This window comes from Spongiimicrobium salis, from assembly GCF_043678055.1.
In the GTDB taxonomy this organism is placed as follows: Bacteria; Bacteroidota; Bacteroidia; order Flavobacteriales; family Flavobacteriaceae; genus Spongiimicrobium; species Spongiimicrobium salis.
In genome coordinates this window covers 604,223-618,885 of record NZ_JBHEQA010000001.1, presented here as the reverse complement: position 1 = coordinate 618,885, position 14,663 = coordinate 604,223, and the positions used below count along the sequence as shown (strand labels likewise).

The 14,663-nt window shown below is 38.7% G+C and carries 14 protein-coding genes; 11 read left to right on the top strand and 3 right to left on the bottom strand.

Annotated features, from left to right (window positions below):
- Window positions 1–14: 14 nt before the first annotated feature.
- The 10 genes from rpsD to ACEXOE_RS02765 all read left to right on the top strand — a co-directional run bounded on the left by rpsD (window position 15) and on the right by ACEXOE_RS02765 (window position 11,126).
- A complete protein-coding gene (gene rpsD, locus ACEXOE_RS02810; protein ID WP_394747210.1) occupies window positions 15–620 on the top strand; it encodes a 30S ribosomal protein S4 in 606 nt (201 codons plus the stop codon).
- A gap of 17 nt (window positions 621–637) precedes the next feature.
- Window positions 638–1,630, top strand: a complete 993-nt coding sequence (locus tag ACEXOE_RS02805) for a DNA-directed RNA polymerase subunit alpha (protein WP_394747209.1) — start codon at window positions 638–640, stop codon at window positions 1,628–1,630.
- A gap of 62 nt (window positions 1,631–1,692) precedes the next feature.
- Window positions 1,693–2,193, top strand: a complete 501-nt coding sequence (gene rplQ, locus ACEXOE_RS02800; protein WP_394747208.1) for a 50S ribosomal protein L17 — start codon at window positions 1,693–1,695, stop codon at window positions 2,191–2,193.
- Window positions 2,194–2,289: 96 nt separating this feature from the next.
- Window positions 2,290–3,402, top strand: a complete 1,113-nt coding sequence (gene carA, locus ACEXOE_RS02795; protein ID WP_394747207.1) for a glutamine-hydrolyzing carbamoyl-phosphate synthase small subunit — start codon at window positions 2,290–2,292, stop codon at window positions 3,400–3,402.
- 96 nt (window positions 3,403–3,498) lie between these two features.
- Window positions 3,499–4,788, top strand: a complete 1,290-nt coding sequence (gene eno, locus ACEXOE_RS02790) for a phosphopyruvate hydratase (protein WP_394747206.1) — start codon at window positions 3,499–3,501, stop codon at window positions 4,786–4,788.
- 125 nt (window positions 4,789–4,913) lie between these two features.
- Window positions 4,914–6,455 carry a glycogen synthase gene (locus tag ACEXOE_RS02785; protein ID WP_394747205.1) on the top strand — a complete coding sequence of 514 codons (1,542 nt, stop codon included), beginning with the start codon at window positions 4,914–4,916 and terminating at the stop codon, window positions 6,453–6,455.
- A gap of 145 nt (window positions 6,456–6,600) precedes the next feature.
- A complete protein-coding gene (locus ACEXOE_RS02780) occupies window positions 6,601–7,884 on the top strand; it encodes a citrate synthase (protein ID WP_394747204.1) in 1,284 nt (427 codons plus the stop codon).
- 107 nt (window positions 7,885–7,991) lie between these two features.
- A complete protein-coding gene (locus ACEXOE_RS02775) occupies window positions 7,992–8,909 on the top strand; it encodes a dimethylarginine dimethylaminohydrolase family protein (RefSeq protein ID WP_394747203.1) in 918 nt (305 codons plus the stop codon).
- Between the two features lie 316 nt (window positions 8,910–9,225).
- On the top strand, window positions 9,226–9,591 hold the full coding sequence (locus ACEXOE_RS02770) for a BlaI/MecI/CopY family transcriptional regulator (RefSeq protein ID WP_394747202.1): 366 nt from the start codon (window positions 9,226–9,228) through the stop codon (window positions 9,589–9,591).
- A complete protein-coding gene (locus tag ACEXOE_RS02765) occupies window positions 9,588–11,126 on the top strand; it encodes a M56 family metallopeptidase (RefSeq protein WP_394747201.1) in 1,539 nt (512 codons plus the stop codon). Before ACEXOE_RS02770 ends, ACEXOE_RS02765 begins: the two co-directional genes overlap by 4 nt.
- Window positions 11,127–11,198: 72 nt before the next feature.
- Here ACEXOE_RS02765 and ACEXOE_RS02760 read toward each other — a convergent pair whose 3' ends face one another.
- Both ACEXOE_RS02760 and ACEXOE_RS02755 read right to left on the bottom strand, forming a co-directional pair.
- The gene (locus tag ACEXOE_RS02760) at window positions 11,199–11,648 is read right to left on the bottom strand and encodes a hypothetical protein (protein ID WP_394747200.1); all 450 of its coding nucleotides are present in this window, start codon (window positions 11,646–11,648) and stop codon (window positions 11,199–11,201) included.
- Window positions 11,645–12,001 carry a PadR family transcriptional regulator gene (locus ACEXOE_RS02755; RefSeq protein WP_394747199.1) on the bottom strand — a complete coding sequence of 119 codons (357 nt, stop codon included), beginning with the start codon at window positions 11,999–12,001 and terminating at the stop codon, window positions 11,645–11,647. Before ACEXOE_RS02755 ends, ACEXOE_RS02760 begins: the two co-directional genes overlap by 4 nt.
- A 111-nt stretch (window positions 12,002–12,112) precedes the next feature.
- Between ACEXOE_RS02755 and ctlX the strand changes: the two genes are divergently transcribed.
- Window positions 12,113–13,048: a citrulline utilization hydrolase CtlX gene (gene ctlX / locus ACEXOE_RS02750; protein WP_394747198.1), complete on the top strand. Its 936-nt coding sequence runs from the start codon at window positions 12,113–12,115 to the stop codon at window positions 13,046–13,048.
- 107 nt (window positions 13,049–13,155) lie between these two features.
- On the opposite strand, the gene ACEXOE_RS02745 is transcribed toward ctlX, so the two are convergent.
- Window positions 13,156–14,655 carry a BCCT family transporter gene (locus tag ACEXOE_RS02745; RefSeq protein WP_394747197.1) on the bottom strand — a complete coding sequence of 500 codons (1,500 nt, stop codon included), beginning with the start codon at window positions 14,653–14,655 and terminating at the stop codon, window positions 13,156–13,158.
- Window positions 14,656–14,663: the final 8 nt, after the last annotated feature.

Genomic DNA, 14,663 nt, shown 5'->3' with positions numbered 1-14,663 from the left:
CTAATTTAAAGAAGATGGCAAGATATACAGGACCAAAAACAAAAATCGCCCGTAAATTTGGGGAAACTATTTTTGGAGAAGATAAGTCTTTTGAAAAAAGAAATTATCCTCCAGGACAACACGGACAGAACAGAAGACGTGGAAAAAAATCTGAATATGCAGTCCAGTTAATGGAAAAGCAAAAAGCAAAATACACGTACGGTATTTTGGAAAGACAGTTCAGAAATTTATTTGCCCAAGCGAATAGAAGCAAAGGCGTTACCGGTGAAGTATTATTACAATTATGTGAGTCTCGTTTAGATAATGTGGTATACCGTATGGGTATCTCCAACTCTAGAAGAGGAGCAAGACAGTTGGTTTCGCACAGACATATTACGGTAAATGGAGAGTTGGTAAATATTCCTTCATATTCCCTAAAAGCCGGTGATGTTGTAGGTGTAAGGGAAAAATCAAAATCATTGCAGACCATTTTGGATGCACTTGCAGCAAATAGCAGTGTGTACGAGTGGATTACTTGGAATTCAGATAAGAAAGAAGGTACGTTCGTTAGCATACCTGAGCGACTTCAGATTCCAGAGAATATTAAAGAACAATTGATCGTCGAACTATACTCTAAATAAACAACACAAACCTAAATATGGCATTATTTAATTTTCAGAAGCCCGATAAAGTAATCATGATCGACTCCTCAGATTTCGAAGGGAAATTTGAATTTCGTCCTTTGGAGCCTGGTTATGGACTAACGGTTGGGAACGCATTGAGAAGGGTATTACTTTCTGCTTTGGAAGGTTTTGCTATAACTTCTGTTAGAATCGATAAGGTTGAACATGAGTTTTCAGTCATTTCAGGTGTTGTTGAGGATGTTACCGAAATTATCCTAAACTTAAAACAAGTTCGTTTTAAGCGTCAGATAGAAGATGTTGATAGTGAGGCGGTATCCATTTCCGTTAGTGGGAAAGATCAGCTGACTGCAGGTGATTTTCAAAAATTCATTTCTGGTTTTCAAGTATTGAACCCAGATTTGGTCATTTGTAACATGGACTCCAAAATCACGATCAATATGGAATTGGTCATTGAAAAAGGAAGAGGATATGTACCCGCTGAAGAAAACAAGAAGTCAGGTGCCCCTATGGGAACTATCGCTGTTGATTCTATTTTCACACCGATAAAAAATGTAAAATATAGCATTGAGAATTTCCGTGTAGAGCAAAAGACCGATTATGAAAAATTGGTTTTTGAAATCGTTAGTGATGGTTCTATCCATCCTAAAGACGCCCTTACTGAAGCGGCTAAGGTGTTAATACATCACTTTATGTTATTCTCCGATGAGCGAATTACATTGGAAGCGGATGAAATTGCACAAACGGAAACCTACGATGAGGAATCACTACACATGCGTCAGTTATTGAAAACAAAATTGGTAGATATGGATCTTTCCGTGCGTGCCTTGAATTGTTTGAAAGCGGCAGAAGTAGATACCTTGGGAGATTTGGTTTCTTTCAACAAGAATGATTTGATGAAGTTTAGAAACTTTGGTAAGAAGTCATTGACCGAATTGGAAGAATTGGTCATTAACAAAGGCTTGAGTTTTGGAATGGATCTATCAAAATATAAATTGGATAAGGATTAAATTAGATTTCTTATCACCTATGGTATTCCATTTTTAGATAAGGAAATATATAGTAAAGAGCAATGAGACACGGTAAAAAAGTCAATCATTTAGGAAGAAAGGCAGCCCATAGAAGAGCTATGTTGGCAAATATGGCATGTTCCTTAATAGAGCACAAGAGAATCAACACAACAGTGGCCAAGGCAAAAGCGCTAAAGCAATTTGTAGAGCCTTTGATTACAAAGTCAAAAGCGGCAAATAATCAAACTGTTGAGAAAGGAACGCACAACAGACGTATTGTATTCAAAAATCTTAGAGATAAGAACGCAGTAACAGAGTTGTTCAGTACGGTAGCGGAGAAAGTTGGAGAAAGACCTGGAGGATATACCCGAATTATCAAATTGGGAAATCGTCTAGGGGATAATGCAGATATGGCATTGATCGAACTTGTAGATTTCAATGAATTGTACAACGCTGATAAGCCAGCCGCGAAGAAAAGTACAAGAAGAAGTAGAAGAGGTAAAAAGGCGTCTACGCCACCTGTTGCAACTACCGAAACAAAGACTGATGATTCAGAAGAATAAAATTGTTATTAAATTTTAATAATTGTAAAAGGATAAGCCTAAAAGCTTATCCTTTTTTTATGTTTATTTGTCAAATTAAATTTTGTAAGAACACCTATGAAGTATCAAGCAAGGAAAAGAGCATTGTTATTATTGGCCGATGGCACTATTTTTCACGGAAAAGCTGTGGGGAATAAAGAAGGAACTGCCTATGGGGAGGTTTGTTTCAATACTGGAATGACGGGCTATCAGGAAATTTTCACGGACCCTTCTTATTTTGGCCAACTTATGGTAACCACGAATGCCCATATTGGGAATTATGGTACCAATGCCAAAGAAATAGAATCGGACAGTGTTAAAATCTCTGGTTTGATCTGTAAAAATTTTAGTTATGAATATTCTCGGGAAAGAGCCGATAAGAGCTTAGAGGATTTTTTGGAAGACAATTCCCTTTTTGCAATTTCAGATGTAGATACCAGGGCTTTGGTAAGCTATATCAGAGATCATGGTGCAATGAATGCCGTGATAACCACAGAAGTCGATGATATTCCAAAACTGAAAGCAGCGCTTGAAAAAGTACCGAGTATGGAAGGATTGGAACTTTCTTCCAAAGTGTCTACCAAAGAAAGTTACTTCTATGGCGATGAGAACAGTACCTATAAAATTGCCGCTTTGGATATTGGCATTAAGAAAAACATTTTAAGAAACCTGGCCAAACGAGGGGCTTACATTAAAGTTTTTCCATACAATGCCTCTTTTGAAGATATGAGTGCATGGAATCCAGATGGTTACTTTATTTCCAATGGACCCGGAGATCCAGAGCCTTTGGAAGACGCCATTGAAACTGCCAAAAATATCATTGCGAATGACAAACCGCTATTTGGAATATGTCTGGGACATCAGGTAATTGCTTTGGCCAACAATGTTTCTACCTATAAAATGCATAATGGACACCGTGGAATCAATCACCCCATTATAAATTTAACTACAGGAAAAGGCGAGATTACCTCACAGAACCACGGTTTTGCAGTAAATAGGGAAGAAGCGGAAGCAAATCCAGATTTGGAAGTAACGCATATACATTTGAACGATGATACCGTGGCCGGAATTCGTATGAAAAACAAGAAGGTGTTCTCCGTACAATATCATCCAGAAGCCAGTCCGGGACCCAACGATGCGACCTATTTGTTCGACGATTTCTTTAAACTCCTGAAAGCAAGTGCAAACTAAAACGTTTGCGTAGTTTTTTGAGAATATAAAACATGCTAAAACCAAGGGCTTACGTATATTTGTCCCTTAAGAAATCAACCTGTAATAAAAGTAGATATGAGTATCATTATTAGTGTTCATGCAAGACAAATTTTAGATTCAAGAGGTAACCCAACTGTAGAGGTTGATGTATATACTGAAAATGGTGTAATGGGTAGGGCGGCAGTGCCCTCGGGAGCATCTACAGGGGAGCATGAAGCGGTAGAACTTAGAGATGGGGGAACAGCGTTCATGGGAAAAGCGGTGACCAAAGCTGTAGATAATGTAAATAGCTTGATTGCCGAAGAAATTTTGGGCATGTCCGTTTTTGAACAAAACTTGGTGGACCAAGTCATGATAGACCTAGATGGTACCCCTAATAAGTCTAAGTTGGGGGCCAATGCTATTTTAGGAGTTTCTTTGGCAGTAGCAAAAGCGGCTGCAAATGAATTGGGAATGTCTTTATTTCGGTATGTAGGTGGCGTAAGTGCCAATACACTTCCGGTTCCGATGATGAATATTATCAATGGAGGATCCCATTCGGATGCCCCTATTGCTTTTCAAGAGTTTATGGTGATGCCGGTAAAGGCGAAAAACTTTTCGCATGCCATGCAAATGGGAACAGAGATTTTTCATAACCTCAAGAAAGTGCTGCACGATAGAGGTTTGAGTACGGCCGTGGGTGATGAAGGTGGTTTTGCGCCCACATTGGATGGTACGGAAGACGCTTTGGATACTATTGCCAAAGCAGTGGAAAAAGCCGGATATACCTTAGGAGACGATGTGATGATCGCTTTAGATTGTGCGGCAGCGGAATTCTATGTCGATGGAAAATATGATTACACCAAGTTCGAAGGAGATAAAGGTGCAGTGAGAACATCGGAAGAACAAGCGCAGTACTTGGCCGATCTTTGCGCTAAATATCCTATTATTTCTGTTGAGGATGGTATGGATGAAAATGATTGGGATGGCTGGAAAGCCCTGACGGATAAAGTTGGTGAAACTGTACAATTGGTCGGAGATGACCTTTTTGTGACCAATGTAGAGCGTTTGTCCAAGGGGATTGCGAATGGTATTGCCAATTCCATCTTAATCAAAGTAAATCAAATAGGTACCTTAACGGAAACTATCGCGGCAGTAAATATGGCAAAGAATGCAGGATATACTTCTGTAATGTCACATCGATCTGGAGAAACAGAAGACAATACCATTGCGGATTTGGCAGTGGCTTTGAATACTGGGCAGATTAAAACAGGTTCGGCTTCTCGATCTGATCGTATGGCGAAATACAATCAACTACTTCGCATTGAAGAGGAATTGGGAAGTACCGCATATTACCCTCAAGAAAATGCATTTAAGTTAAAATAAAACAATTTCTTAATCTATAAAAAGCCTTTCCAATTTGGGAAGGCTTTTTCTTTGCAAAATTAGCTGGGGTAAGGTGTTAAATTCAAATTAAAGACTTATCTTTTGGTACTTAGAACTAGTGTTATATGAATACCTTTTTATTTGTAGCGGCAGAGAACGACGCTATTCCTGATTGCAAAGCCGGAGGCATGGGCGATGTGGTCAGAGACGTCCCCCGTCAGATTTCCGAACGCGGGGATAAAGTCCATGTTGTAGTACCTTCGTATTCGAGATTGCATCAACAGGGAACCTTTAAAACCAATTTAAATTTTCAGTTGAGAGGGGTTACCTATACTGCTGAATTGTATGAAGTGATTCCGAAAAAAGAATTTCCCAATATCTATCACTATGTCATCCATCATCCGGAAATAGAAGCGGGAGATATTGCGCATATCTATCACGATGATCCGGAAGAACCTTTTTTTACCGATGCCATAAAATACTTTATTTTCAGTACGGCCGTAGCCGAAGCTATTAAGAAAGGCTCGTTTGGAAATTTAGACATTGTTCATATGCACGATTGGCATTCCAGCCTTGTTCTGTTCTTAAAAGAATATCATCCGGCCTACCAGATTTTAAAAAGAATGCGATTTGTATATAGTATCCATAATCTGGCCATACAGGGCATTCGTCCTTTTGAGGATAACTATTCTTCCTTAAAGAATTGGTTTCCCGAGATACCTTTGGATTACAAAAGATTACGCGATTACCGCTATCAAGATTGTATCAATTTAATGGCCGTGGGTATCCGTTTTGCCGATGCCGTACATACTGTTTCCCCCTCCTATAAGGAAGATGTTTTAAAACCGAGTTCGCCCCCTGAATTTATCGGTGGCGAAGGTTTGGAACAAGATTTATTGGAAGCGGAGAATCAAGGAAGATTATTCGGGATTCTTAATGGATCTAATTACAATAATATTCGAACGGCGGATAAAGGAAAACTGTATCGGAATACGGTAAAGGCACTTTTTAGCTGGTTGCAGGAGGAATCCAAACAATATAAAGCGCATTTTTTGGCGCATACCGGAGAGAAAACCATGCAATATGTAGATCAGCGCCCGGCATTTATTGTATCTAGTGTGGCCCGGTTAACGGAACAAAAATTTTACTTTTTTAAGCGCTCCCCGGATGCTTTCGTGGAGATACTTAAAAAACTGGAACGCGTCAATGGTATTTTTATGTTATTGGGTACCGGAGCACCTGAATATGAAGAACTTTTTAGGCAATTGAGTTACGAGCATAAGAACTTTATTTTTACCAATGGCCAATCTGAAGATCTTATCGACTCTATCTATTTGGAGTCCGATCTCTATTTTATGCCTAGCCTTTTTGAACCTTGTGGAATCAGTCAGATGTTGGCCATGAGAAATGGCAACCCCTGTTTGGTTCATCATACTGGCGGACTTAAAGATACCGTTACCCCCATGAAAACCGGATTTAGTTTTGATGGGGATACCTATGATGAAAAGATCAAGAATATGTTGGCCAGTTTTGACCAAGCTTTGGATGTCTATAGCAATGACAAGGCTTTGTGGAAAAAGATACAATCCAACGCCAAGAAAATGCGATTTACCTGGAAAAAATCGGTAGACGAATACTATAAATTACTCTACTCTATTTCAGATTGAAATCGCATTAAACTCACCGACCTTCGGGAGAAATAACTTAAAAAAATACGCTTGTTAATAATTGACTAAAACCGGCATGGAAATTGTTAAGATGTAGTGTTTTTCATAAATTTACGACTATTAAGCAAACAAGTAAAAAATAAACATGTCAGATAAAGCTACTTTAGAATATAATGGGAATTCTTTTGAATTTCCGGTCATAAAAGGCACCGAGGATGAACTTGCCATAGATGTTAAAACGCTCCGTGCTGCCACCGGGATGACAACCATAGATCCCGGGTATAAAAACACAGGTTCTTGCGAGAGTGCCATTACTTTTTTAAACGGAGAGCAGGGAATTTTGCGATACAGAGGCTATTCCATTGAGGAATTGGCGGAGAAAGCAGATTTTCTGGAAGTAGCCTATTTGTTGATTTTTGAAGAATTGCCGAATAAGGAGCAATTGGAAAAGTTTCATGCGGATATCAAAGCAGAATCCCATGTCGATGAAGAAATGAAAAAGATATTGGACGGATTCCCAAAATCTGCCCACCCTATGGGTGTATTATCTTCATTGACCAGTGCCTTGATTGCGTTTAACCCCGCTTCCGTAAATGTGAGTTCGGAAAAAGAAATGTATGGTGCAATTGTTCGAATTTTAGCAAAGTTTCCGGTCTTGGTCGCTTGGACCATGAGAAAGAAAAAGGGATTGCCGTTAGATTACGGGGATGATACCTTAGGTTATGTGGAAAACATCCATAAAATGATGTTTAAAAGACCAAATCAGGAATATGTAAAAAATAAAATAGTCATTGATGCTTTGGACCAATTGCTCATTTTACATGCGGATCATGAACAGAACTGTTCTACTTCCACTGTGCGAATCGTGGGGTCGTCCCATGCAGGTCTTTTTGCGTCCTTATCTGCTGGAATATCAGCTTTATGGGGCCCCTTGCATGGAGGTGCCAACCAAGCTGTATTGGAAATGTTGGAAGCTATTGAAGCTGATGGGGGAGATACCAAAAAATATATGGCCAAAGCCAAGGATAAAAGCGACCCTTTCCGTTTAATGGGCTTTGGACATAGAGTCTATAAAAACTTTGATCCCCGTGCCAAAATTATTAAGAAGGCAGCGGACGAAGTCTTAGGAGATTTGGGAATAGATGATCCTATTTTGGAAATTGCTAAAGGTTTGGAAAAAGAAGCCTTGGAAGATCAGTACTTTGTGGATAGAAAACTATATCCAAATGTAGATTTCTATTCGGGAATTATCTATAGGGCTTTAGGAATCCCTACCGAAATGTTTACCGTAATGTTTGCCTTGGGAAGATTGCCCGGCTGGATAGCACAATGGAGAGAAATGCGATTGAGGAACGAACCAATTGGTCGTCCAAGACAGATTTATATTGGAGCAAACTCAAGGCCCTTTGTTGCTGTAGAAAAGCGATAACAAACAAAAATTTAAGGAGCTTAAAACACCACGATCACAATTTTGTCATCGTGGTGTTTTCTTTATAAATACCCTGCAGAGATTACCTATATTTGCAAAAAAAAGCAATGCTGCAATTACATGTAAACGATGAGACTTCACCCTTAAAAGCAGTTCTCTTGGGAACCGCACAAAGTTGTGGGCCCACACCAACTGCGGAAGAGGCGTATGACCCAAAATCGTTGGAACATATCCTAAATGGAACCTATCCGGTAGAGGAGGATATGACAAAGGAAATGGAAGCATTTGCTGCCGTATTTCGGAAACACGGCGTACAGGTATTTCGACCTACGGTACTGGAAAATTGTAATCAAATATTTTCAAGGGATATTGCCTTTGTGATCGAAGATAAATTGATCAAAGCAAATATTCTTCCGGATAGGGAAAAGGAATTTGAAGCCATACAGCATGTATTGAAGCAGATCAACCCACAAAACATTATTTGCCCTCCAGAAGAAGTACATATTGAGGGCGGTGATGTCATGCCTTGGAAAGAGTATATCTTTATAGGAACATATACTGGAGAGGACTACCCGGATTATATAACAGCAAGAACCAATAAGGCAGCAGTGGCCTACATTAAGGAACTGTTTCCACATAAAAAGATAAAGTCTTTTGAATTGCGAAAATCCAATACCGTCGCCAAGGAGAATGCCCTGCATTTGGATTGTTGTTTCCAGCCAATTGGGAAGGACAAGGCAATTTTACATAAAAACGGCTTTTTAAGAGAAGAGGAATATCAATGGTTGGTCAATTATTTTGGGAAGGAACACATTTTTGAGATTACAGCAGACGAAATGTATCATATGTTCAGTAATGTCTTTTCCATTTCTCCGGAAGTTATTGTTTCCGAGCAAAACTTTACGCGACTCAATACTTGGCTAAGGGAGCAAGGATTTACCGTAGAGGAAATTCCTTATGCAGAAATTTCCAAGCAAGAAGGCTTGCTGCGCTGTAGTACCATGCCTTTGATTCGGGAAAAATAAGATTCGGACAAAGTAGCTTTACTTCGGCTTCGTGCCATTTCTCTTTTACTATTAAAAAAACCTCTACTTGTATTATTCCAGGGGGAGCAGACCCCTGTTCTTTCTGCGCTACAAGGGAGCGGTTATTTCATCACTTCATGTAAAATTTTCTAGCAAGAACCATCAAATTGGGGTTTTTTTACAATTTAAGTTTATTTGTAATTAGTTGGTAATCAATGTGTTTTTAATTTTTTAAAAAATAATAAACTAATTTATTAGTTCGAACTAAAAAAATAGTTAGATTTGTTCCAAAGTTAAACTAAAAAATTAGTTTGAAATGAAGCAATTAACCAAAGCACAAGAAGAGGTCATGCAATTGTTATGGCAATTGAAAAAAGCCAGAGTACCTGAAATACTCCAACAATTGCCAGAACCCAAACCTGCCTATAATACCATATCTACCATTATTCGCATTTTGGAAGACAAAGGCTTTGTGGGTCATGAAAAAAAAGGAAAATGGCATATCTATTTTCCATTGGTGGAAAAGGAAGAGTACAGCAATCAATCTATTTTTAGATTGGTCGATGGTTATTTTCAAGGTTCCTTTAAGAGTATGGTGTCCTTTTTTATGAAAAAGAACGACATCAGCCTTAGTGAATTGACAGATATCATGCAAAAAATTCAAAAAGACGAAGAGGAATGATTACGTATTTATTAGAATGCCTGGCCATTCAATTGGCATTTTTATTGGTTTACGATTTATTTTTAAGAAGAGAAACCTTTTTTCATTGGAATCGAACATATCTTTTGGCCACTTTCATGGGGTCCTTGATATTTCCAACAATCAGCTTTGATGCGCTAAAAACGACAGTACCTGAAAATTTAGTGGAATACCAAGAATTTTTTACGCAATTGGATGAAGTTGTGGTGGCAACGCAACCTAAGGATAATTTTTGGCAAACTTTTGATTGGGGGTATCTGGTATATACTATTGTAGTAGTCTTGATGATATTGTGGTTTGGAATCAAACTCTATCGTATCTATTGCCTAAAAAAAGGAGGTACTATCTCTTTAGAAAAAGGATATGTGAAGGTGATGTTACCCAAAAGTGGACAAGCTTTTTCATTTTTTAGATACATATTTCTCGGGGAGGATCTACCCAAAAACAAAGTGGAGAGTATTCTGGCACATGAAATGGTTCATGTGCGGGAATGGCATTCCGTAGATCTTATTTTTTTTGAATTGATGCGCATTGTGTGGTGGTTCAATCCCTTGGTTTACGTGTATCAAAATCGCATTGCCGAGCTTCATGAATTTATGGCGGACGACCAAGCTGCCAAAATAGATAAGAAAAAACAATATGAATTATTGCTCTCTGAGATTTTTGAAAGCCAAAATTTCAGTTTGGTCAACCAATTTTTTAAACAATCATTAATTAAAAAACGAATCCTTATGTTAACAAAAGAAAAATCAAAAACCATTTATCAATTAAAGTATGCCTTATTATTTCCTCTCGTCTTGGGAATCTTGATGTATACTTCATGTAGTGGAACAGAAGACACCTCTCAAATGTTAGATGCACAGGAGACTGAAACAGGAGTGCCTCTTTCGGAAAGAACCATAATAGCTTTTACTGCCGTTGAGACCGTGCCAATCTTTCCTGGATGCGAAGGTGCTAGCGATAAAAGAGCATGCTTTACAAGTAAGTTACAAGAGCATATTGCAAAACACTATAGAATTCCCGAAAAAGAAGAGGGCCAAGATTTTCAAGGAAAAGTAAAGGTACTTTTCTCGATTGCGGAGAATGGAACAATTAGCAACTTTACCGATGCTCCCAACGAGACGGTTCACAATGAAATTGAACGTGTACTTCAGCTTTTGCCACGAATTAAGCCTGGCAAGCTAAAAGGCGAAACGATTGAAACCCTTTACTCATTTCCGCTGTCCTGGAAATACCACCAACAGAATGATCTAGAATCAAGTACATCCCCGAAAGCCAATCCAAGTGAAAAGATGGAGGTCATAGGGGCATTGGATAAATCCGGGGCGATCTTCTCTGGGAAAGTAGTGAGCGATAAAGAGCCATTACCAGGGGTTAATATTACGCTTAAAACAAATAAAAATTATGGGGTAGTATCGGATTTTGATGGCAAGTTTAAAATCATGGCTAGAAAAGGAGACGTTCTTATTTTTCAATTCGTAGGTTTGGAAACCCTACAGTTTGAAGTCAAAGAATAAAGACATCTAATACCATTAGAAGTAAAAGAAGGGCTTTAGTAGTACTACTAAAGCCCTTCTTTTGCTATACCATTAAGCTTCTTTAAGCTGGTGAACAGATTTTTTATAGAGTTGATAGCAATAAAATGGAACTACACTTACAGCAAACAAAAAGATTCCACCCATGGCGATGTAGCCCGAAACTTCCTTGTCTAGGATAGATCCTGGTAAGTAAAGTGCAAAAGCCATAATAATCTGTAAGATACTGATGTACCCTAATATGAATACAATTTTTCGTAACATAATTTCATGATTTATGGTTAATAAATAAATTAAATCTTCTTCTATTTTTTTTACCCCATCAGGAGCAATTCTTTCTTTTGCCAAATCAAAAGCTGTTGCAAAAGATACGTCCTCCTCTAAGTATTCTTCTATGGCACAGCTAAAATGATCCACCAAATCTTCCTGAAGTGTCGCCTTGGATACGCCTTCTTGGCGTAAATACGCTTGTATAAAGTTGAGTTGTTGATCGTTTATGGTCATGACATCACTGTTTTTTGTTGAAATAGCGTCTGCAAGGTCGTAGAGAATTCCAATAATTCATTGGTAATCGGTTCCACTTGGGTTTTGCCAGTTCGAGTTAAGCGATAATACTTTCTAATTCTATTCCCTATAGGTATGGATTCTACTTCTAAAAACCCTTCTTTGGTTAAGGCGTGAAGGGCGGGATAAAGCGATCCTTCTTTGATTAGGATTTTATTTCCCGATATTTTTTTAACGGTTTGTGTGATTTCATAACCGTACATCTTATCATTTTCAGATAGAAGCTTGAAAATAATAGGTTTTAAAATGCCTTTTAATAGTTCTCTTGAATACATAGGACAAATATACATCATTATTTGATGTATCAAAATATAATACATGTATTTTTTAATATTTAATTCGCTCTTTTTAGAAAGAAGGGGGATAGAAATTAGTAATTTTGCTCACATTAAATAGGAAAATAAATGCGTCAGGTTACCAACTCCATACTAATGATCCGTCCGGCTACATTTCGTTCTAATGAGCAGACCGCGGTAAACAATTACTATCAAAAATCAGATGAAGGTATTTTGCCCGAAACCTTATTAAAACGAGCGCAACAAGAATTTGATGCTTTTGTGGCGAAGTTGGAAGAAAAAGGTATTGATATCACTGTCGTGGATGGGATTTTGGAAAGAGATACTCCCGATGCCCATTTCCCAAACAATTGGATTTCCTTTCACGAAAATGGAACCGTGGCACTTTATCCCATGTTTGCAGAGAATAGAAGGGCGGAACGCCGGGAAGATGTTTTGGACATTTTGGAGGAAAAGGGATTTGTGATCGAAAATGTAGTAGATTATTCTTCTGCGGAGGAAGAAGGTTTTTTTCTGGAAGGAACAGGAAGTATTCTTATGGATAGGGTAAATAGAAAAGCCTATTGTGCCTTGTCGCCCAGGGCCGATGAGGAATTATTTATTGAATTCTGCGAAGATTTTGAATATACTCCTGTTATTTTTACGGCCAACCAAAATGTAAATGGCCAGCGGATGCCCATCTATCATACCAATGTGATGATGTGCCTTGGAGAAGAATTTGCCGTCATTTGCCTCGATTCCATTGACGATAAGAAAGAACGCAAAAATGTTATCGCGCATTTAAAGCAGGATAAAAAAGAAATCATTGCCATTACCGAAGCGCAAATGCACAATTTTGCAGGTAATATGTTACAGGTGACCGGGAAGGACGGTCAACCCTATTTGATTATGAGTTCAGCTGCCCATGATTCCCTGCGACAAGATCAACTTAATACTATTGGAAAGTATTGTGAGATTATTCATAATTCTTTAGAGAATATCGAAACCTGTGGTGGAGGGAGTGCACGTTGTATGATGGCCGAAGTTTTTCTGCCCAAAGCCTAGGCTTGAACATGGCATTCAATTATTGCGGTGATACCATGAATTAAGGATAATCTTAAGAAAGATACTCCTCGGAACACTAACGGACCTATTTATTTTTTGAAACCATATTAGTCGGCTACCTTTTTGCTTTTACCCAAAACTTCTTTCAAGAAAATAAAAATCATCAAGACCATGAAAAAAGCAAAAGGCAAAGAAGTAATGATGAGTAGTTTTTGCACGGCCTGAAGAATATCTATTCCTGGATGAACGTTGCCCAATAGAATAAGGGCAATAGTAGCCAATAAAATAAAGAAAGACCATAGGATACGATGTTTTTTACTAGGGTCTTTTTTTCCTTTGTCTGTAAACATGCTCAGTACAAATACGGCAGAGTCTACCGAGGTAACCAAAAAGCTGATGAGTAAAACTATAGTGGTGATATTCAATACAGTTGCCAAAGGATAGTGTTCAAAAAAAACAAAAATAGACGAAAACACATTGCCAAATTCGTTTTGATATACGCCCCAATGCTCAATAAGTTGAAAGGCAGAGGTTCCAAAAACCGAAAACCAAAAGAAAGTTCCCAAAGAAGGAATGATCATCACGCCCAATAACAATTGCCGTAGTGTTCTTCCTCTAGAGATACGGGCAATAAAAATACCCGTAAATGGGGCCCAGGCCAGCCAAAATGCCCAATAATAAAACGTCCAATCGGTCAAAAAAGCAATGCCGGGATCAAAACCTCCCAAGGCCAAACTCATCGGAATGAGGTCCAGGATATAATGCAGAGATGCTTCGGCAAAAGCCATTAAAATAGTTGACATATCACTTACTAAAAAGATAAAGGCCAGCACCAACATTGTAATGAGAATGTTGAGCTTGGAAATCACCTTGATACCTTTGTTGACTCCCTTCCAGGCAGAGAAACAAGCAAGTACAGCTATCAAAATGCTTAGGAGTATGGTAGCCCCCACACCAAAATTTTCGGAATAAAGATGATTTAAACCCCCATTGATCTGCGCCGTTCCCAGCCCCGTAGCTGCGATCAAACCAAAAACTGTAGTAATGATGGTCATGATATCAATGCTATTTTTTACAGATTTGTTGGAAATGCTTTGATCAATAGTACTGCTTACCCGCGCAGTTTTTTTACGAACAAATAGTGCGTATCCCATGACCATGGCAAAAAGGCCATAGAAGGCCCAAGCCGTAAATCCCCATTGATAGAAAGTAAATTCCAAGGCCAATATCTCAGCAGATAAAGCAGAAGCGTAGGGGGGATTTTGCTGCATAAATACGGGCTCTTGAACAGCGCGGAGTAGAATCCCGGCACCCATCCCGGCACTGTACAACATAGACACCCAGGCCCAAAGGGAATGTTCGGGTTGTTCCTGATCTTTTCCCAGTTTTATTTTCCCCAAAGGAGAAAAGGCAATTCCCAGTACAAGGAGTACACAACCTAATCCTAAGTAGAGGTAAAAATAACCGAAAAGGTCCCTTACCCAAATCGAAGCCGCTTCAATACCCTGGTAACTTTCTTCTGTAAATACACCAATAACCATAGAAAAAATCAAAACTAGGCCTATGGAAATAGATAGGAGCGGACGTTTTTGTACGAGTGCAATCACAGCGGTAT

Bases quoted from the DNA above. Each gene is read 5' to 3' on its own strand.
- carA (WP_394747207.1), top strand. From the start codon at position 2,290: ATGAAGTATCAAGCAAGGAAAAGAGCATTGTTATTATTGGCCGATGGC.
- ACEXOE_RS02785 (WP_394747205.1), top strand. From the start codon at position 4,914: ATGAATACCTTTTTATTTGTAGCGGCAGAGAACGACGCTATTCCTGAT.
- ACEXOE_RS02780 (WP_394747204.1), top strand. From the start codon at position 6,601: ATGTCAGATAAAGCTACTTTAGAATATAATGGGAATTCTTTTGAATTT.
- eno (WP_394747206.1), top strand. From the start codon at position 3,499: ATGAGTATCATTATTAGTGTTCATGCAAGACAAATTTTAGATTCAAGA.
- rplQ (WP_394747208.1), top strand. From the start codon at position 1,693: ATGAGACACGGTAAAAAAGTCAATCATTTAGGAAGAAAGGCAGCCCAT.
- ACEXOE_RS02755 (WP_394747199.1), bottom strand. From the start codon at position 12,001: ATGATGTATATTTGTCCTATGTATTCAAGAGAACTATTAAAAGGCATT.
- rpsD (WP_394747210.1), top strand. From the start codon at position 15: ATGGCAAGATATACAGGACCAAAAACAAAAATCGCCCGTAAATTTGGG.
- ACEXOE_RS02805 (WP_394747209.1), top strand. From the start codon at position 638: ATGGCATTATTTAATTTTCAGAAGCCCGATAAAGTAATCATGATCGAC.
- ctlX (WP_394747198.1), top strand. From the start codon at position 12,113: ATGCGTCAGGTTACCAACTCCATACTAATGATCCGTCCGGCTACATTT.
- ACEXOE_RS02760 (WP_394747200.1), bottom strand. From the start codon at position 11,648: ATGACCATAAACGATCAACAACTCAACTTTATACAAGCGTATTTACGC.
- ACEXOE_RS02765 (WP_394747201.1), top strand. From the start codon at position 9,588: ATGATTACGTATTTATTAGAATGCCTGGCCATTCAATTGGCATTTTTA.
- ACEXOE_RS02770 (WP_394747202.1), top strand. From the start codon at position 9,226: ATGAAGCAATTAACCAAAGCACAAGAAGAGGTCATGCAATTGTTATGG.
- ACEXOE_RS02775 (WP_394747203.1), top strand. From the start codon at position 7,992: ATGCTGCAATTACATGTAAACGATGAGACTTCACCCTTAAAAGCAGTT.